Raw genomic sequence first — 19030 nt, forward strand, 5'->3', positions numbered from 1 at the left:
AAAACGATTGTTTCATGGCAGGGCCTCCAAGCGACGTTTTCAACGTCGTGCGGAAGAAAAATAGGTTCGCCAAACTAAGGGTGAAAAATGTCCATTTTATTGACAGAAGTTCACAATCCGCTAAGTTGCACTACCTATCCGCTAGATTAGAGGGGCTATCCGCTAAATGGCAATGTCTATCCGCGAGATTGGAGTTCCTATCCGCCAGATTTAAATACGTATCCGTTAAATCACATGTTCAATCCTTCTTTTATAAAACAAACCAGTTATGATATTTTAATCACAACTGGTCTAATTCACTCTTATACAACTGGTTCAGCGTATTTATTTTCAAAGCCTTCACTAAGTGGTCTACCGGTATCATAAGATACATCTCCAAGAAGGTCTAACATTGTATAACGATCTTCATCTAAAGATGTATTCCAATATTGTATAATGGCAGACACTAATGAAACAGCTTCTTCACGGGCGTGCTTATATAAATCTATGAAACTATCAGTGCTTGGCTCTTGTGTTGCTGAGTGATGCCATACATCGTTTCTCTCATTTAAGAAATCAGTAATCTCTGTAATTGGCCGATGTGAAATAGGTGGGATTATTTTTGATAAATATTTAGTTTTCCATCCATGTGGGTCATAAACAATTCTCAAAACTAATTTCATATCACGGTAAGATTGATTAAAGAATCCTTCTTCAAAGTTCACATCATCACCAAAGTGTTCTTGAATGATTTTTTCCATCATAACAGATAGATAAGGATTTGCTTCAGGTCCTAAATCAATTTGTCGATTAACAGGATTCTCCCATGTTTTCATATTTCTAAATGTCCACATCATCAATGTATCAATAATGGTCTCTAACTTCTGGTGATCATAACCTTTATATCCTGCTTTGTAATGTATGTATGGATGGGTCACTCGATCTAATATATGATGTGTGATAAAACCAAGAGTGTATGCTTTTGCTTCGTCTGTACCTGCTTTAGCTCCCTCAATCATATCTCTTAAAACTACGCCACACTTACGCTTGTGCATGATTAACCCTAAATCATTAATGTTGGAATGCTTCGTCCATGGCCAAGGGTTATGATAAAAGAAAGGGTCAGGACCTTGAGCACCTAAATTAAGGTAGGCTTCGTTTTCTCGAATTCGATCACTTATCTCAATGTATTCCATAACATCTTCACAAAACAAAATATGAGTCCATACATTCGGCATTGATATCACCTTCTTAAAAAATCTTTATTAATTACCTTTTCTCGATTTTTGGAAAAATACCTTCTAAATGGACCAAATAATCGATACTTTTGTCATATTTAGGAATTTGGTGTAGGCAAAAGACGTTTATTTCAATTTGTTTTTGTTTAAAATGATTATGACCGGGATTATAATGGGAATAACAACATAAGAGATGCACCCGCTCAAGGAGGCATAAGAGTGTTTAAATTAATTAAATATGTCATAGTTATTTTATTATTCGGCTTTATCATAAATGCATTACCTGATTCCATGTTTAATAATGCAAACGGAGAAGGGGTAAAATCGGCTCAAGAAACTTCAAGTTTTGAAGTAGCAGTTGATCGGGCAGAACATTTAATCACAAGTGTTGATTGGGTGGAAGTGACTGATAAGGCTATTAAGGGGCTTAGTCAGGCAGCAATGATGTTATCCAACTACTTAGAAAATGGTGAAGAAGGGTCGGTTGTCATTCCAACGTATCAAGAGTCGGTCACTGAACAAAATGATAAACGAGACGACAATCAAGTCCATTCATTTGAACGCCGTGTACATGAGCTGGTTAATGAGGAACGAGCAAAAGAGGGATTAGAGCCGCTTGAATTTTCTGTAGATGTCAGTCATGTAGCTCGAGCGAAATCGCAAGACATGGCAAAAAATAATTACTTCAGCCATGAGTCGCCAACGTATGGTTCACCATTCGAAATGATGACTGAATTCGGTGTTCACTACTGGTCTGCTGGTGAAAACATCGCAATGGGCCAGCGAACCCCTGAACAAGTAATGGATGGCTGGATGAATAGTGATGGGCACAGAGCTAATATCTTACAAGAGAAATTCACTCACATTGGTGTAGGATTGGTGCAAGACAACGGTACCTATTACTGGACACAGATGTTTATAGGGAAATAAATAATGCCGAATCACTTAGTGGTTCGGTTTTATTATATAAGGAGGATGAGTACATGAATTTAAAAGTAAACGACTATATAATCATTGTTTTAATTGCAGTCCTTTTATTTCTAGACCATTTTGTGTCCGGAATACCACACAACCTTTTAGCCTGGGTGTTTGCTGGTGTCATTATTTATAGCTTAAATTATAAAAAATATAAAGATGTTTCTCTTAAGGAAATTATGAACTGGCAAATTTTAAGCTCGATTGTAGTGCTTGTATTGGTCTTGATATTCACATTGATCGGTACAGATGATACCCCTGGTGTGTCTTTAACTAGTGGGATGTTTTATTTTGTTATTCTATTGTCTCTTTTTGAAATTATTTACCAGAGACTACAAATTAAACGGGGGACTGATGACAGGTAAAAGTTATTATAATATGATAGTGAAAAGTATTATGGGGAGTGGAGAGAATGGGGGAGCTTTTCGGAGTTGAGCGTGAATCGTATCCGTTTGAACTGTTTTCGGTGTCGCATATGTTAATGTTGGCGATTTCTATTAGTTTGATTTTTGTTTTGTATTTTTTTAAAAACAGGATAAGAAAAAATCATGCTACACTGATTAGAAATGTTCTAATCATCACCTTAATACTAAGTGAGGTTTCATTCCACTCATGGTTTATCATTAATGACCGGTGGGATGTCAATTTAAACTTGCCTCTACAACTCTGTTCAATATCCCTTTATCTTTGTACGTTCATGTTAATAACGAAAAATTATCGAGCGTTTGAAGTAGCGTTCTTTATTAGTATGACCGGCGCTTTAATTGCCATCATTACACCTGAGTTATTTTTCGGATATCCTCATCTTAGATTCTTTCAATTTTTTATAGCTCATATAGCTATTGTTTTATCTTGCTTTTATATGCTTTGGGTAGAACAATTCAAGCCAACCTTCAAATCAGTCATACGTTCGTTTGTGGTATTAAATTTAATTGCTTTATTTGTTTTTATGATTAATCAATGGATTGGTTCTAATTATATGTTTTTATCCAGAAAACCTAGCAATGCAAGTGTGATAGACTTTTTGGGGCCATATCCATGGTATATCTTATCGCTTGAAGCTGTGGCACTGATTTTATTTACTATAATATTTTTCTTAATCAAAATAAGAAAACTTCTTAATTTACATAGGTCAATCTACTAATAAGTTATTATGTTTTGAATAAAATGTACTAATAGCACTGTACAAGGATTGATGTTATGTGGAATGAATTTAAACAGTTTGCTCTACGCGGAAATGTATTTGAGCTTGCCATTGCCGTTGTCGTTGGTACAGCATTTAGTAAAATAGTAGATTCCTTAGTCAATGACATCCTTATGCCTGTGATTGGTGTTATAGCTGGTGGGACAAGCTTTAAGTTCCTTGTGGTTAATATTGATGGAGTAGTCATAAGATATGGAGCATTTATGCAAGCGGCAGTTGATTTTTTTGTCATTTCTTTTTCAATCTACCTTTTTATAAAGCTGTTCAATTATTTAAGAGGCGGGGAAAGTGTTCCGCTAAAAGAAGCGCCACACCCGAACCAGGAAGTATTAACAGAAATTAGAGATATTTTAAAAGAAGATAAAACAAGTAAAGAAAAATCAAAAGAAGAAGAACGAACATTTAAAGTTCGTATAAAATAAAAAGGATTTGTCGGGGGAGACAAATCCTTAAACGAATTATGATGAATAAACTTCTTTTCCATTTATAAATGTTCGTTCAACACTGTTTCTTAAATCAAATGGATCCCCACTCCAAATAACGAGGTCTGCATCTTTTCCTTCCTCAATTGAACCTACACGGTCTTCAATTCCTAAATGCTTCGCTGCATTAATGGTTAGAGCTTTTAGTGCTGTTTCTTCAGTTAAGCCATTCTTTACACTCATAATAGCACTGGCCATCAATAATCCAATTTCAATAACAGGGTGGTCAGTTGTAATCGCAAATTCAATCCCGTGCTCATCTAACACAGGAAGAGTGTGCCAACCTTTATTCTCTAATTCTACTTTTGATCTTGAGCCCATGGTTGGACCGACAGCCACGCTCACATCATGTTTAGCGATGTACTCAGGGATGAGATGACCTTCTGTACAATGCTCAATCGATACATCAATGCCGAATTCTTTTTTGATACGTAAAACAGTTGTGATATCTTCTGCTCGGTGCGCATGCACTCTTAACGGAATTTCATGTGTTAATACTTTTCCGATGTTTTCAAGTTCAATATTACGTTGTTTTTCGCCTTTTTCTCGTGCTTCTAAGTAATTTTGTGCTTCTATTAATTTTTGACGAAGAACGCCAGCGACTCCCATTCTGGTAGTAGGCATCTTTCCTTTACCACCATGTACACGTTTAGGGTTTTCACCAGTGGCAGCTTTTAAACCCGAAGGCTCTCTAAGAACCATTTCATCAACTACAGTGCCATGTGTTTTAATCGTGACCATTTCGCCTCCGATGACATTGGCGCTTCCTGGTAAAGTTTGAACGGTCGTTACCCCACCTTTAATGGCGTCTTTAAAACCGCGGTCAAAAGGATTAACTCCATCGAGTGCTCGAATGTGTGGTGTTGCCGCATCACTAATTTCATTAAAATCATGACCAGATGGACCTTTTCCTTCTTCAAAAACCCCAAGGTGTGTATGTACATCAATTAATCCTGGTGTAACGACTTTTCCTTTAGCATCAATAACTTCGATATCATTTGGAAGATCGATATCTGTTCCGATTCGTTCAATCTTACCTTGATTCATGAGAACGGTAGCATCTTTCAGTTTGCCACCAAATCCATCAAAACCTGTAACATTTGTAATGGCTATCATTAAAATTACCTCCCATATGATTTGTATTTTACTATAAAGGTTTTCTTTAATAATTGCTAGAGTCATATAAATAAAAAAGCAAATCAATAAATTTGATTTGCCAGTTTATGTTTTAACTTTTATTCTACTAAATAAAGAGCCGATTGGTTTCTCTACCTTTTTCTCTTCAGTTCTTATAAAGTGTCCTGAACCGATCCACGCAGCAAGTGCAAACATCAGATAAATGGCTTGAGTAGCTTGTGCACCTTGTAATATGATTTGCAACCCAATACCTAATCCAAGAGAGGGGACCATGATTAGAAAGGTTCTAAATATCCGTTCAAAACCTTTGTGCTGAGGAATAGGCCATATTCGAGAAAAAATAACGCCTAAAGCCACACCTAAAGCACTTACGATTATTATTTGAATCATGGCTGTTGGCGTAGGAAAAGGCCATCCTCCCATGTAGTGACCAAGAATATAGAAGATTTGTAAGAATAAAGCGATACCGAACACTTTTTTCAATACACGATAATCCAAATATCGCTGAAAAACATAGAGTAAAGCAGTGATTATTGCAAATAGCGTTGTCATATTTTCACTCCTTTTACTAGAGTTATTGATTTTTAGAATTAAGGGAGGGAGACCCTCCCTTACAAAACAAATTATTTTTCTGAAACTCTCGGCACTCGTATATCCTCGACCATTTGCTGGATTTCTTCTGGCGGTGCAGGTGTACGTCTTGAAACGATAAAGGATACTATAAAGTTAATTAATGCACCAATGACCCCAATTCCTTGTGCGTTTATTCCGAAGAAGCTTTCGATGATTGGAGCTTCAGTACCGAACACAGGAACAGATCTCATTAATGCAATCATTACCACCGTAAAGGCAAGTCCGGTTGTTATCCCCCAAATGGCACCTTCTCGGTTCATTCGTTTATCGAATATTCCAAGTAGAATAGCAGGGAATAAGCTGGCGGCGGCTAAACCGAACGCGAATGCTACCACTTCACCAACAAAACCAGGTGGATTAATACCAAAGTATCCAGCGATCATAACAGCTAAGAAAATCATGAGTCGTCCAACTTTTAATCGCTGTTTTTCATCGGCATCAGGTCTAAATATTCGGTAATATAAATCGTGGGAAACCGCACTAGACATGGCGAGTAGTAAACCTGATGCGGTGGAAAGGGCGGCTGCTAAACCACCAGCTGCTACTAGTGCGATGACAATAGGTGCTAGATTTGCGACCTCTGGCGTTGATAGTACGATGATATCTGGGTCAATGACGACTTCATTGTCTGCACCGTTAGTGAAGGTTAATACTCCGTCACCGTTGGCATCATCAAGTTGAAGTAGACCTGTTTCTTCCCACTTGGAAGCCCAATTATAGCTTTCTGCTTGTTCAATTGGTGTATCATTAAGGCTTGTAATTAAGTTGTACTTAGCAAAAACACCAATCGCTGGTGCTGTTGTATAAAGCAGCGCTATGAATAATAGAGCCCATCCAGCTGACCAACGAGCTGCACGTACACTTTTAACTGTATAGAATCGTATGATGACGTGTGGTAAACCGGCCGTACCGATCATTAAGGCCAGCGTCACACAGAAAACATTAATAGCAGATAAATCAGTAAATGGTGCTAGATATTCTGTCATACCGAGCTCTACTTGCAGGATACTTAATTTTTGTGCGATATCGCTAAATGTTAATGACAGTTGAGGAATTGGATTTCCTGTAAGTTTTAGTGAAATAGCTGCTGCGGGAATAATAAATGCTACGATTAATATTGAGTATTGTATAACTTGTGTCCAAGTAATCCCTTTCATACCACCTAGTACGGCAAAGAATGCAACAATAGCCATACCAATTAAGACTCCAATGACTATGTCAACTTGTAAATAGCGACTGAACACAATACCTACCCCGCGCATTTGCCCGGCAACATACGTTAAAGAAATGAATATGGTTGCGACAGCTGCGACCGCGCGAGCTGCATTCGAATAATATCGGTCTCCGATAAAGTCAGGCACAGTATATCGACCAAATTTTCTTAAGTAAGGCGCAAGCAATAAGGCAAGTAATACATAACCGCCTGTCCATCCCATAAGGTAAATGGTTCCATCATAACCTAAGAAAGAAATTAACCCTGCCATAGAAATAAATGATGCAGCTGACATCCAATCGGCTGCAATAGCAGCACCGTTAGCTACAGCAGGAATCTCATTACCGGCAACAAAGAAATTACTCGTATCCTTAACTTTAGATCGCCAACCGATATAGATGTAGATTAGAAAAGTAATGACAACTAGCGTTAGTGTGAGGGCTTCTACACTCATTTAGATTCCCCCTCTTCTTCAGTAAGAATAACTTCTTGGACGTCATACTCCTCGTCGAGTTTGTCCATTTTTTTAGCATAGTAGAATATTAAAACTAAGAACGTCAGTATCGATCCTTGTTGTGCAAACCAAAAAGAAAGAGGTATACCAAAGAATTGAACTTGGCTAAAAGGTATTGCTAGAATAATGGCTGCAACTAGTGAAACGGAAGCCCAAATGATCAGAAGGGTACAAATAATACGAGTATTCCTCTTCCAATATTCTCGTTGTTTTTGACTTAAATCCAGGTGTTCATTCACCATGCATCACACCTCCAGTTTGTTTTATCGCTTAAGCACGAACAGTAACAAATTAACAATTCACTTTTTTAACACCACCCTTTTGTAAATAAATATGCAGATAAAAATTTTTTTATTATTCATATAATGATTTTGGTTATTAATACATGCTTATGTTATGTATAGATTTCGTTTAATTTCTGGGTTATTTAATTTTATATTGTTGTATCGTTTTTAATATGGCTGTATTGTGGTTGAATTCTATTTTTGTATAAAAATTTATAATATTTTGTTTAATTTATTAGAACAAGGGGTAATGACTATAGAAGGTAGTTTCAGGATTAATATTGTATACTTAAGGGAGATGGAAAAGTGAAGAAGTTTTTAATGTCATTAGCTGCAATTGTTTTAGTGGTAGGAATGTTTGCTCCTGTAACATTTGCTGACGATCATTCCGAGGGAGACATGGCGATGGTGCGTGTATTGCATGCTTCACCTGATGCGCCTGCAGTCGATGTGTATGTCGATGGAAATGTAGTAGTTGAAGGAGCAGGATTCAAATCTGCAACAGATTATATGGAGTTGTCTGCTGGTGAACATATGGTAGAAATTTATGCTGCTGGGACAATGGGTGAACAAGATCCGGTAATCTCAACCAATCTAACAGTAGAAGCTGGAATGGCTTATACATTAGCGACTATTAATAATGTAGATAATTTAGAACTGAAAGCGCTTCAGGATGAAATGACTGTTAGCGAAGGGATGGCAAAAGTACGTGTGGGTAATTTAATTCCAAATGCCCCTGCTGTTGATGTTGCCATGGTTGAAGGAGACGCCTTATTTTCGGGTGCCGAGTTCTCAATGGTTACTGATTATAATGAAGTTGAAGAAGGAACATATGATTTAGAAATTCGTACAAACAGTGGAACACCAACACAATTAATTGACCTTTCGGGTACGATGCTTGAATCCGGTAAGGTTTACAGTGCTTTTGCTGTAGGTACGGTAGCAAACCCAGAAGTCATTATATTGGAAAATACAGTAGCAATTACTAATTCAAATGACTCTGATACTAGTAAATCTGGAAGCGATTCAGATACGAATGAATCAGAGACGAGTGATTCTGAAAGCAGTTCAGATAAGAGTAAATCAGATTCTGATGATTCCGACACAACCAACTCAGATACGACTGATTCAGAGGAAGATGATTCTATGCCTTCTTCAATGCCTGAAACAGGATTTGGTGGAACTGCAGATTCAGGTAATAATGCATTATTGTATGCATCAATTTTAGGTGTAATTGCGATGGGTGTTGGTTTTGTATTGTTCCGTAGACGTTCGGAAGCATAATTATGAAAAGTATATTTTATTCTATAAGCCTGGGTCTCCTTGTATTTGTGATTGCATTTACTTTATTGAATCACTCTTTTCAAGAGACCGAGGTGATTTCTTCAATTGAGACTTCATCAAATCAAACGGAAATACAAAACCTTCATCATCAATCAAATGTTCAATCTGATGATATATTGGAAAGTGAATTAGAAATTGTCAAGACATCAACCAATCCCAAAAGTGATAAAAAAGGGATTGTTCCAAATACAGTAGAAATTCCAGCAATTAATATAAAAGCCCAGATAAACCCTGTTGGCCTTACCGAAACAGGTGGAATGAAAGTTCCTGATAATATTATGGAAGTTGGATGGTTTGAACCAGGAACCTTACCAGGAGATGTTGGTAATGCTGTTATTGCAGGACATGTAGATGGTGTGAGTGGACCAGGTGTTTTTTATAATTTAAAAAAATTGAGCGTTGGCGATCAAATATTTATTTATGGAAAAGGGGGTAAAGCACTTACTTTTACAGTGGAGAAAATAGTGTCTTATCCAGCTGAAGATGCTCCCATTAATGAAATTTTTGGTCCAACAAATGGCAAATCAATGAACTTAATTACATGTACAGGACCATTCGATCGTGAGTCTGGATACACTGACAGACTAGTTGTATACACAAATCTGACAAGTGATACAGTAGAATAAATGATTATAATCCCTCTTAAAATTAGAGGGAATTTTTTTGTTTTATAGTTGTTGGTATATATTAACACTTAAAATCTATTGATTCGTTGTTATAATGTGCGTGTAGGGGGTCAAGACATCCAAGGAGGTTTTTACTCTTGAAAATGTTAAGACCAATTACTGCCGTTTTAGTGGCAGTTGTAATGTCAATTATCTTAGCTACTGGACAAGTAGCAGCAAGCAGTCAAGATGATAGTCAAAATGTTCAAACTCATACTTTCTCACTATGGTTCCAAGGTGATTCCCAATTCGATTGGAATGAACTATTTAACCAATTCTATAATGGGCAATTCAATAATCAACCAAGTGAGTCGGTAGAAGAACCACAAAAAGAGCCGACAAAAGAGAAAGAAACAGAGGAGACAGCTGAACAACCCCAGCAAAAAGAACAAACAGAAACTCCTCAAGTGCAACAACCAGCTGAAGAAGAACCTGCAAAAGAGCAAGTGAAAGAACCACAACAAGAACAAGCTCAACAGGATCAAAGTCAGTCATCAGAGTTGCAAGCGTTTGAACAACAAGTGGTTGAACTTGTAAACCAAGAGAGACAAAAGCGTGGTTTACAACCATTAAAAGTATCAGTAGAACTAAGTGATGTTGCACGTGAAAAATCACGTGACATGGCTAAAAATAACTACTTCAGTCACACATCACCAACTTATGGTTCACCATTTAATATGATGAAGCAATTTGGAATTGATTATCGCGCAGCAGGTGAAAATATTGCAATGGGTCAACGTTCTCCAGAACAAGTCATGAACGGCTGGATGAACAGTGATGGCCACCGTAAAAACATCTTAAGCAGTAATTTCACTCATATTGGTGTTGGCTACGTAGAATCAAACGGATCAACTTATTGGACACAAATGTTCATTGGAAAATAAATAATAGAGAGAGTAGAAAGAGGGAGCACCCGCTAACTGATAATCAGCAGTTGAGCGGGTGTTTTTAAATAATTAGGGTATAAAAAATTACTGAGGTTTTCATTTTTAAAATAAGCCATTTCGTTACTAGAAAATTTTATTAATTACTAGAAACTTCATATGCGTTACTAGACAGATTGACCTAAATACTAGAAAGAATTAAAGATTTACTAGATAAATCAAGAAAAATACTAGACAGAATTCAATATTTACTAGAAACTTTAGTTAAATACTAGAAAATAGAGTTCACTTAAGATAAAAAGTTAAGAATATCTTACCGTAATACACCAATTTTTCCCGAGCTTAAAACAAAAATCTTTTTTCTTGTTTAACTTATATCGTTTTGGGTTCTTGGTAAATTTCCAAGCCTCACGATTAATTTTATCTATCTCTTTTTTATGTTGATCTAACACTTCTTGATAATCAAAATACATAAGAATACCTCCTTTGCTACTTATAGTATATGGCAGGAGGTAATATTATCCATTGGCAAGAAGGTTGAAAATTTCTCAGACTTTGGTCGTAAAAATTATTTGTTCATTTTTTTATGTTAACTTCTTTCAATACATCACTTAACATGTGACTGAAATCGGCAGGGAAATAGTGCCCTAACCCATCTTTTATTATTAATTCAGACTGAATGTTATGCTCACAGAGTAGTTCATTTAGAAGACAAGTTTTATCATAAAAATAATCCTGATCTCCTGTAATTATCCACCCTTTTAAATTAGAAGTGTAGTTTTGGTTAAGTATTTCTTTGAAAGAGTCCAATTCCTTTATCGCTGGTACAACAGCAATAAAGTGTTTTGTGTTTATGGTTTCCTTAAGTGCATATTCAATTGCCAACTTTCCACCTTGTGAAGCTCCAGCTATGACAACAGTATTAGAAGGTGAAATGTTTTTATAACTTTGTAAAGTATCTTGGAGTGCTATTTCCGGATCATCCCAACAAAATGAATTATAACCATGAACCTGGGATGATTGTGGAAAGGAAAATTGATAATTATTTAATAAATCATCATTAAACCAGTGGTGTGCGAAATTAGCAACATTACTACCACGCCAATGTAAAGTTAATAAAGAGGTATCTGATTCAGGATTTCCGAATGTGTAATTTTTGAATTGAGATTGTTGTTTAGCTTCTTTTAAAAGGGTATCGCAATGATTAATTATAGTATTAAAATCATCATATTCTTTTAGCTTCTTTAAATCAGGATAATTAATTAAAGTATTTGGGTTCCACCAAATTCCTCGATTAATTCCTTCTTTAAGTGCAGAGATTGATTGGTGGACCTTGCCTTCAACAGAAAATACACAAGCTTTCCAAAAAAGTATTTTATTTAAATTATCAGGATAAAGGGTTTCAGCTTTAAAAATAAGGGCATGAACTTTCTCGAAATCACCTTTGCCAAAAGAGGTGAAAACAGATCGTTCGAGCTCAACAAATGACATGATATTCCTCCTAATTTTTTTGACTTAAAGTGTTTAATGAGTTCTCCTTCAAAAAATCCACTTGCAACTGATGGGCTTCCTCTGAACCTTCACCAATCCAAATTAAATGTCCCCAAGTGTCGATCGTTTCTAATCTTGAGTTCGTTATATTTTGGTGTGCGAATAAAGGGTGGTCTAATGGAACTGATCCATCATTAGAGCTATGTATGATTAGTGTAGGTGCTTTAATATTATGTAAGTTATCGAGCTTCATCTGATTCGGTAATTCCAAATCGAGCATGAATCCGTGATTAGAACGATATCGGTTATTCATATTTCTAATTTCATCCACATCGGTAGGTAGAATTTGTGAATATAATTCTTTCTTTTTTAAAGTAGTGAATGAAGGTGCTATCTGTTTAAACATAAAGTTTGGAAACCAATTATTCATACGGCGAGTTAATGCCCAGGTGAATTTTTCAGTAACTGGGTTAAACATAAGTTTTGCCATATGGAATAGAAAGTTCTTAGGGGTTAACCATGTTTTTGTTACAGCACTTTGTAAGGTTAAACTTTGGACAAGTTCTGGGTAAGTGGATGTAAAATGAATCCCACTTGGGCCACCCGCTGAAACAGCAATCACATGTACCTTATGTAGATTGAGGTGGTTTATTATCGCTTGATAGGCTTGAGAAGCTTGATCGAGGTTATTCCATTCTTTTGAAGTGCGGCCATACCCTGGTCTAGATGGTGTGATGATTTGATAGCCACTAGTAATTAAGGATTCATAACCAAATTCCTCATTTGAATTTGAATGACCGCCATGCAAATTTAAAATAGGCTCTCCTTCACCAAGGATTGAGAATTCAATGTCTTTTTGATTTATTTTAATAATTTGATTGTCTCTATTCATAAGCTAACCCCATTTCTGTATTAGTAGATAGTTCTACAAAAATCGGGAGAATCCTTTGTTAATCTCCGGTGCATAATAAAAAAGCTTAAGGCAGTCGCCTCAAGCTTTTTCGTCTTCTAAAATCCATTCGACAGCTTCGCTTAAATTTTTGAAGCATTTATAAGCTTCTGGATGGGTATTAACAACCATTAAGCTTTTAATTCCCACAGCATTACCAGCTTCGATATCCGGCTCACGGTCACCAACTAAATAACTTTTCATAATATCAACGTCATAGTCATCGATGAGATCCAACAACATTTGTGATCCGGGTTTTCGACAATAACAATTTTCGTGTGGTGAATGTGTGCATGCCATGATTTCAGTAATATTCGCGCCTTCTTTAGCCAACTCTCTGGCCATATGTTGGTGAATATCTTCAAGTGTTTCTTCTGTCATGTAACCTAATCCAACTCCGCCTTGGTTCGTCACGACAAATATATGAAAGCCCGCCTCATTCAACTTTTTAATAGCTTCAGCTACACCTTCTAAAAAGTATAAATCTTCTTTTCGATTAACAAACTTTACTCGATTACTTTTGACCTCATTAATAACGCCATCTCTATCTAAAAAAACTGCTTTATTCAATACTTTCATCCTTCCGTGCTATTTTCATGGTTTAGAGTCGGTTCATTTTCATCATTATTATCCTCTAAGTTTCTAAATTTAAAAAGTAACACCAGGAACACAATATGTGCTATGAACCCTACGATTGCTAATATAATAAACAATGCGACCAATGATCTAAAGTTGATGCTAAAGGTACTAAAAAACATAACAGCAATCATGATGATTAGATATGCTTTCATTGTTTTTTCTGATCGGACTTTAAGCTCTTGATTATTGTAAGCGTCCGCTAAATCGATTAATAATAAGAAAATGAAATAAGTTAGAACAATACTTAATATACTAACAGCTAAAAAATAAAAGTGCCAGAACCCAAGCATGAAGGGTTGAACATTAGTATCGATGAAGACTTCTGGTATGGACATTACAATTAAAATAATTGAAATGATTTGACCGGTTTTAGCTGGTTTGTATAGAGTAGCAAAATGACCTAAACCTACTGCAAGGATAATATAACCTAAAGGGTCCATTAATATATCAAAAGAGTTAAATCTAAAATCAAAAAATACTATCATTAATCCCCAAAACATTTGTAAAATCGCGTGTCTCATTATTGTTTTTCCCCCTTTGTTTCAATCAATTCATTAATTTGTTCTTGTGATAAGAAGGGTTCTTCATGCATATGTAAATGAATCGAAAATTCCTCTTTATCATCGGTTGTACCTTCTAAAAAGTACTCTAAACCGTAAATACTATTGATGTTTTCGTTGATTTTAGTATACACATATAATTGCTGGCCCTCATTGATCGGATAAGGTGTTGTACCTTCGAAAACTACACCGGGAACTTCTTCCCAAGGAGCTTTTATCATTGGAAAAACTGGATGAGAATCTGACTCATCTATTTCTTTTTGCCATTCTTCTTTGGTAGTACCTGTTTCAGTTTTGAGTTTGGTTTCTATATTGTCTCTTGCCTCTTCAAATGGAAAATAAATCGATTGTATTTGCGCATTTTTATTAAAGTTTTTAGAAATAATTACTCGACCACCACCAGTTCCATAATGCCTGTTCTCAAATATTGCTTCTGATTGAGTATTATTTTCTCGATCCTTTAATATTACTTTTCCAATGTCAGCTACAACAGAGGAACCATCAGCAAAGTGTACGGTCATTTCTGTGAACCTAAAAGGCTTCTTGATATCTTGAAGCTGATTTTCTTTAAGTGTGATAAAGAGCTCCCTTATAGCGTGATGCTGGTACTCATACACATTTCTTGATTGATTATTTGATTGGTAAAAGAAAGTGTCTTGTTCTAAATAGAAGTCGTGTCCATTGATTGTGACATAACTAACACGACTTGTATCCTGTTTATTGGTTATGTAGGAAAACTTTAATGGTGAACCATCAATTGATTTTGTATAATAATGATCTAAAAATATGGGTTCTTCAATTTGCTGCGCTTGGTAATATATTGAATTACCGATTGTGCTTAAAGTAATTACGACCAAACTTACCCACAAAAGTTTATGTTTCATGTTATTTCCCCCTTATACATAGCTATATGATACCAATAAAATGATTAGAAAAAAATGGTTAATTTAATAGTGTTTGAATGGACAGACACCCAATCTCTGAAGCTTTACATACTATGAATATGTGAAGAAGTTTTTTGAAAGGGGAATAACATTGAACGGACATTATGGACATCAAAATCAAGGTCCTTATGGATATCAAGGTCCTCATAGGCAGCCTGATGGTGATCAATCTCCATTTAATTTCCTTGGGCAATTTTTTGGATTTCCTGGTCAACAGCAAGGAGGCTTTCCGGGTTTTCCGCCAGGTCAAGGTGGCCCAGGGTTTCCGGGTCAAGGGCCTGGATTTCCACCGGGTCAAGGACCAGGGCCGGGTTTTCCAGGGCAACCAGGTTTTCCACCAGGGCAAGGAGGACCAGGATTTCCGGGTCAGGGACCTGGCGGTGGACCACCTCAATCGCCACCACCATCCTTTACACCTCAACAGGGGGGCCAAGGAGGGCAACCTAGCTTACAAGCTGTAGATCCTGGAGCAATTAGAAGGTGTTTATATCGCTACACTTATATTTGGCTAGATAATCGCCAACGCTTTTGGTTCTATCCAACATATGTAGGTAGAAGATCTGTGTCTGGTTATCGATGGACTGGATTCTTCTGGGTATATTACGGAGTAGATTTGAACCGAATCGATTCATTCCAGTGCTACTAATCGAAAATGACCTCACCGCATTTGCAGTGGGGTCATTTTTTTATGCGTTATTCTAATTCTAACTTTATTAAATCTATTCCATTAATACAAAAAAGAAGGCTCCACCGCCGAAACGGGAGCCTTTCTATATATTAAGGGGATTAGGTAAAAAAGAGTTTAATTAATGTAAAATCGAATCTACATCTTGGTCACTTTGTACTATTAAAAGGACCTTACCTTCATCCATATCTTCTTCATATTCTTCGGCTTCATCTTTGCTAAAGCCCATTTCCTGTAGTTTTGTTCTTAGTTCGTCACCTTTTTTGCTAAACATGTTGTTTAAAAATGTTTTCATGTCTTGTTCGCTTAAACCAATTGTGTTAGCTTTTGCGTTACTCGCAATTCTATCCGTACGATCGTCATCGTGTGATAATACGTATACTTCACTATTATTGATACCGTTATCCTTCAGTTTTTGAATATCTTCAATTAGCTTTTCATCGTTAATATATTCTCTTACAAATGGCACTGTATCAACTCCTTGAGTTTTTGTTTTACAGTATTTGTTTACCACGTGAACACAGGTTTAAACATGCTTTTATAATAGCTTGGCTTTAAGGGGAGAATCTTTTTCATAAGTCCGGAAATCTATCCTTAAACTCCGGAAGACAGTTAAAATTGTCCGGAAAAAGGTCGTATTTAAGTTTTTTCGACAGACTTCGACCCGCTATACCACTCAAATCTGTCCGGAAACCAGGAAAAAAGCTCCGGAAATATGGAGCAGTTTTCAATAATAAGTCGCACAGCCCTTATGGCGTGTGCGACTATCTTAAGGTATTTACTTCAAAATAGATTCTACATCGTGATTACCTCTCACGATTAACAACAATTTACCTTGGTCTAACATGGCTTCATACTGTTCGGCGCCATCTTCAGAAACACCGACTTCTTCAAGTTTTGCTCGTAATTCATCACCTTTTTGTTCAAAATTCGTTTGCTTTAAGCTGATGGTTTTAGCGTTGATATCTTCAACAATTTCCTGAGTATGTTCGTCATCATGTGTGAGGACGTAAATATCTTCTTCAGAAACACCTTGTTCGAGTAATTTTTTTATATCAACTTCTAAGTTTTGGTCATTTTTATAATCTTTAATAAATGTCATGTCATTTCCTCCTTATTAATAACCTGATCGTTCATCGTCTAAGTCAAAGTTATCAAGCATATGGTAGTCATGCTTTTGTAATGGTTTTTCGGCGGGCCCTTCGAGGACTTCACCTGTATACGAGAATCGTGATCCGTGACATGGACAGTCCCATGTACGTTCTGAATCATTCCAATTCACTTCACAACCCGCGTGTGTGCAAGTTGTATCTACAATGTGGATTTCACCGTCTTTGTCTTTATAGGCTCCCTTTTTCTCACCGTCAATGCGAATTTTTGAACCTTCATCAGGCTCAAGCTCCTCAATCTTTGCCCTTGGGATCTCCATTTTGCCCTTAATTAAATGTTTTGCCATATCAATATTCTCCATGAAAAATTTCTTTAGGCTTGGATCAGGAGAAAATCGTGAAGGGGCAAACAATTCTTGGTATGGATTCATATTACCTAAAACAATATCACTCATTAATTTAGCAGCATTTGTCCCGTTAGTCATACCCCATTTACGGTAGCCTGTTGCAATAAGTACGTTTTGCCTCTTTTTCGTCAGGGCACCCACATAAGGTATTTTGTCAAACGTGATTAAATCTTGAGCAGACCACCGATGAAGAATTTCATAATTATTTTCTGTAAATATGTCATTACAGAATCGTCTTAGTCCTTTATAGTGCTCCATCATTCCAGCACCTTGTCCCGTTTTATGGTCTTCTCCTCCTATTAAATATATTTCTTCGCCATTCAAATAAGCTTTTCTGATTGAATGCTCAGGTTTATCGACACTTAAATACATGCCACCAGGATAAGGTTTATTTGCATTTACTGCCATGACATACGAACGACTTGCGTACATTCGTGCTGAATAAAGTCCAGTACCTTCATAAAACGGAAAGTGGGAACACGCTAAAACATAATTCGCTTTAACTTTAAAACCTTCGCGTGTAACGACGACTGATGCACCATGCGTGTCTTCAACATTGACAGCTGTTGTTTGCTCATGAATCTTACCACCTTGTTTAGTAATTAAATCAACTAAGTGTGCCAGATATTTTAGAGGGTGGAATTGAGCTTGATCTTTCATTGATAATGCGTTTTCGATCGTGACATTAAAAGGTATTTGTTTTTCAAGATTACCTTTAATATTTAAGTTGTCATAAGCCTGGTATTCTTTTTCTAATTTATTTTTATACTCACCTGATGTAGAGAAAAGGTAAGCATCCTGTTTTTCAAAATCACAATCAATTTGATAGTTTTTAACGAGTTCTTCTATCAGCTGTAATGCGTCGGTGTTAGCTTCATAATACATACGGGCTGTGTTATAACCCATATTATTGATCAATTCATCATAAATTAGTTCATGCTGCGCAGTGATTTTAGCGGTTGTATGACCTGTCGTTCCGTTAAGTAAAGTACTTGCCTCTAATAAGGTGACATTTAACCCTTGTTGTGTTAAAAGATAAGCAGCTGTTATCCCGGTTATTCCGCCACCAACAATAGCAACATCAACGGTTTGGTCCTCTGTTAAGGGTCCAAAAGTTGGGATAGATGTTTCATCTTTCCACAAAGAGTGTGATTCATCTGGTATATTTGCTTGCGACATTATGCTTCCTCCATTTCCTTAAACAACATTTACCTTATTGTTTGTTACAGCTCTTAACGATATTCATAATATAAGCTTTGTTGTAAAATTAAAGGAGGAGGGGATATTATGAGTATGGCAGTTTATGTTATTATCGGCTTTGTATTTGTGGCAACATTAGTGGGGACGATACTGATTGGTAAAAGTGAGAATGATAAAATAAAGAAGTATGAACAAGAAGGTGTAACCGCAAAAGATGAATTAGAAAGGTCTTGGGAATATGAAACATCCTCTTTAAAGAAAAATGTTCCTTCTTTATTCATTATTTATTCAATTGCTATAGTAGGGAGTCTAATTGCTTTAGCCTTATATATATTCTAAATATTACGGTTGTGTAACAATAATTTAATTAACGTGTAATATTAAATAGTTAATTTGCATGGTATGCTAAAAATGAAAGTAGAAATTAATTAATTTCCCCCTAGTATAAATATAATTGAAAACTTGAAAACGGTTTAAGCTGTGAACGCCATGTT

23 protein-coding genes are annotated in these 19030 nt (G+C 36.3%); 9 read left to right on the forward strand and 14 right to left on the reverse strand.

What is annotated here, in order from left to right; all coding sequences use genetic code 11:
• Positions 1-302 precede the first annotated feature (302 nt).
• Positions 303-1217 (reverse strand): zinc dependent phospholipase C family protein, encoded by a 915-nt coding sequence (locus E3U55_RS16065; RefSeq protein ID WP_134341507.1) that lies wholly within the window; start codon positions 1215-1217, stop codon positions 303-305.
• A gap of 219 nt (positions 1218-1436) precedes the next feature.
• Here E3U55_RS16065 and E3U55_RS16070 point away from each other — a divergent pair, with 219 nt between their 5' ends.
• The 4 genes from E3U55_RS16070 to mscL are packed head-to-tail and all read left to right on the forward strand — an operon-like array spanning position 1437 to position 3818.
• Positions 1437-2147, forward strand: coding sequence for a CAP domain-containing protein (locus E3U55_RS16070; protein WP_228547600.1), 711 nt, complete (start codon positions 1437-1439; stop codon positions 2145-2147).
• A gap of 53 nt (positions 2148-2200) precedes the next feature.
• The gene (locus E3U55_RS16075) at positions 2201-2557 is read left to right on the forward strand and encodes a hypothetical protein (protein WP_134341508.1); all 357 of its coding nucleotides are present in this window, start codon (positions 2201-2203) and stop codon (positions 2555-2557) included.
• Positions 2558-2604: 47 nt separating this feature from the next.
• A complete protein-coding gene (locus E3U55_RS16080) occupies positions 2605-3336 on the forward strand; it encodes a YwaF family protein (protein ID WP_134341509.1) in 732 nt (243 codons plus the stop codon).
• A gap of 56 nt (positions 3337-3392) precedes the next feature.
• Positions 3393-3818, forward strand: coding sequence for a large conductance mechanosensitive channel protein MscL (mscL, locus tag E3U55_RS16085; protein WP_134341510.1), 426 nt, complete (start codon positions 3393-3395; stop codon positions 3816-3818).
• Between the two features lie 36 nt (positions 3819-3854).
• Here the strand turns inward: mscL and E3U55_RS16090 are convergent, their stop codons facing one another.
• The 4 genes from E3U55_RS16090 to E3U55_RS16105 form a co-directional block, all read right to left on the reverse strand.
• On the reverse strand, positions 3855-4994 hold the full coding sequence (locus E3U55_RS16090) for an amidohydrolase (RefSeq protein ID WP_134341511.1): 1140 nt from the start codon (positions 4992-4994) through the stop codon (positions 3855-3857).
• Positions 4995-5099: 105 nt separating this feature from the next.
• On the reverse strand, positions 5100-5567 hold the full coding sequence (locus tag E3U55_RS16095; RefSeq protein ID WP_134341512.1) for a hypothetical protein: 468 nt from the start codon (positions 5565-5567) through the stop codon (positions 5100-5102).
• A gap of 71 nt (positions 5568-5638) precedes the next feature.
• Positions 5639-7315, reverse strand: coding sequence for a sodium:solute symporter family protein (locus E3U55_RS16100; RefSeq protein WP_134341513.1), 1677 nt, complete (start codon positions 7313-7315; stop codon positions 5639-5641).
• Complete coding sequence (locus E3U55_RS16105) at positions 7312-7617, reverse strand: DUF4212 domain-containing protein (protein ID WP_228547601.1); 306 nt, start codon at positions 7615-7617, stop codon at positions 7312-7314. Before E3U55_RS16105 ends, E3U55_RS16100 begins: the two co-directional genes overlap by 4 nt.
• Positions 7618-7965: 348 nt before the next feature.
• Between E3U55_RS16105 and E3U55_RS16110 the strand changes: the two genes are divergently transcribed.
• From E3U55_RS16110 to E3U55_RS16120, 3 genes are all read left to right on the forward strand, one after another.
• A complete protein-coding gene (locus E3U55_RS16110) occupies positions 7966-8943 on the forward strand; it encodes a DUF4397 domain-containing protein (protein WP_228547602.1) in 978 nt (325 codons plus the stop codon).
• Between the two features lie 2 nt (positions 8944-8945).
• A complete protein-coding gene (locus tag E3U55_RS16115) occupies positions 8946-9629 on the forward strand; it encodes a class F sortase (RefSeq protein ID WP_134341514.1) in 684 nt (227 codons plus the stop codon).
• 137 nt (positions 9630-9766) lie between these two features.
• Positions 9767-10552: a CAP domain-containing protein gene (locus E3U55_RS16120; protein WP_407644123.1), complete on the forward strand. Its 786-nt coding sequence runs from the start codon at positions 9767-9769 to the stop codon at positions 10550-10552.
• 302 nt (positions 10553-10854) lie between these two features.
• Here the strand turns inward: E3U55_RS16120 and E3U55_RS17485 are convergent, their stop codons facing one another.
• From E3U55_RS17485 to E3U55_RS16145, 6 genes are all read right to left on the reverse strand, one after another.
• A complete protein-coding gene (locus E3U55_RS17485) occupies positions 10855-11025 on the reverse strand; it encodes a hypothetical protein (protein WP_153801973.1) in 171 nt (56 codons plus the stop codon).
• 103 nt (positions 11026-11128) lie between these two features.
• Positions 11129-12043: a DUF3089 domain-containing protein gene (locus E3U55_RS16125; RefSeq protein WP_134341515.1), complete on the reverse strand. Its 915-nt coding sequence runs from the start codon at positions 12041-12043 to the stop codon at positions 11129-11131.
• A 10-nt stretch (positions 12044-12053) separates the two neighbouring features.
• Positions 12054-12935 (reverse strand): alpha/beta fold hydrolase, encoded by an 882-nt coding sequence (locus E3U55_RS16130; RefSeq protein WP_134341516.1) that lies wholly within the window; start codon positions 12933-12935, stop codon positions 12054-12056.
• A 99-nt stretch (positions 12936-13034) separates the two neighbouring features.
• On the reverse strand, positions 13035-13562 hold the full coding sequence (locus tag E3U55_RS16135) for a D-glycero-alpha-D-manno-heptose-1,7-bisphosphate 7-phosphatase (protein ID WP_134341517.1): 528 nt from the start codon (positions 13560-13562) through the stop codon (positions 13035-13037).
• 5 nt (positions 13563-13567) lie between these two features.
• On the reverse strand, positions 13568-14152 hold the full coding sequence (locus E3U55_RS16140; protein WP_134341518.1) for a hypothetical protein: 585 nt from the start codon (positions 14150-14152) through the stop codon (positions 13568-13570).
• Positions 14152-15075 carry a hypothetical protein gene (locus E3U55_RS16145; RefSeq protein ID WP_134341519.1) on the reverse strand — a complete coding sequence of 308 codons (924 nt, stop codon included), beginning with the start codon at positions 15073-15075 and terminating at the stop codon, positions 14152-14154. Before E3U55_RS16145 ends, E3U55_RS16140 begins: the two co-directional genes overlap by 1 nt.
• Before the next feature lie 151 nt (positions 15076-15226).
• Between E3U55_RS16145 and E3U55_RS17490 the strand changes: the two genes are divergently transcribed.
• Positions 15227-15781: a transporter gene (locus tag E3U55_RS17490; protein WP_153801974.1), complete on the forward strand. Its 555-nt coding sequence runs from the start codon at positions 15227-15229 to the stop codon at positions 15779-15781.
• Positions 15782-15941: 160 nt separating this feature from the next.
• Here E3U55_RS17490 and E3U55_RS16150 read toward each other — a convergent pair whose 3' ends face one another.
• From E3U55_RS16150 to E3U55_RS16160, 3 genes are all read right to left on the reverse strand, one after another.
• Positions 15942-16289: a general stress protein gene (locus E3U55_RS16150; RefSeq protein WP_134341520.1), complete on the reverse strand. Its 348-nt coding sequence runs from the start codon at positions 16287-16289 to the stop codon at positions 15942-15944.
• 309 nt (positions 16290-16598) lie between these two features.
• Entirely contained in the window at positions 16599-16922 is a 324-nt protein-coding gene (locus E3U55_RS16155) for a general stress protein (RefSeq protein WP_134341521.1), read from the reverse strand.
• A gap of 15 nt (positions 16923-16937) precedes the next feature.
• Complete coding sequence (locus E3U55_RS16160) at positions 16938-18515, reverse strand: FAD-dependent oxidoreductase (protein ID WP_134341522.1); 1578 nt, start codon at positions 18513-18515, stop codon at positions 16938-16940.
• A 108-nt stretch (positions 18516-18623) separates the two neighbouring features.
• Between E3U55_RS16160 and E3U55_RS16165 the strand changes: the two genes are divergently transcribed.
• Positions 18624-18875 carry a hypothetical protein gene (locus E3U55_RS16165; RefSeq protein ID WP_134341523.1) on the forward strand — a complete coding sequence of 84 codons (252 nt, stop codon included), beginning with the start codon at positions 18624-18626 and terminating at the stop codon, positions 18873-18875.
• Positions 18876-19030: the final 155 nt, after the last annotated feature.

It is taken from the genome of Filobacillus milosensis, assembly GCF_004402015.1.
Taxonomy (GTDB): Bacteria; Bacillota; Bacilli; order Bacillales; family Alkalibacillaceae; genus Filobacillus; species Filobacillus milosensis.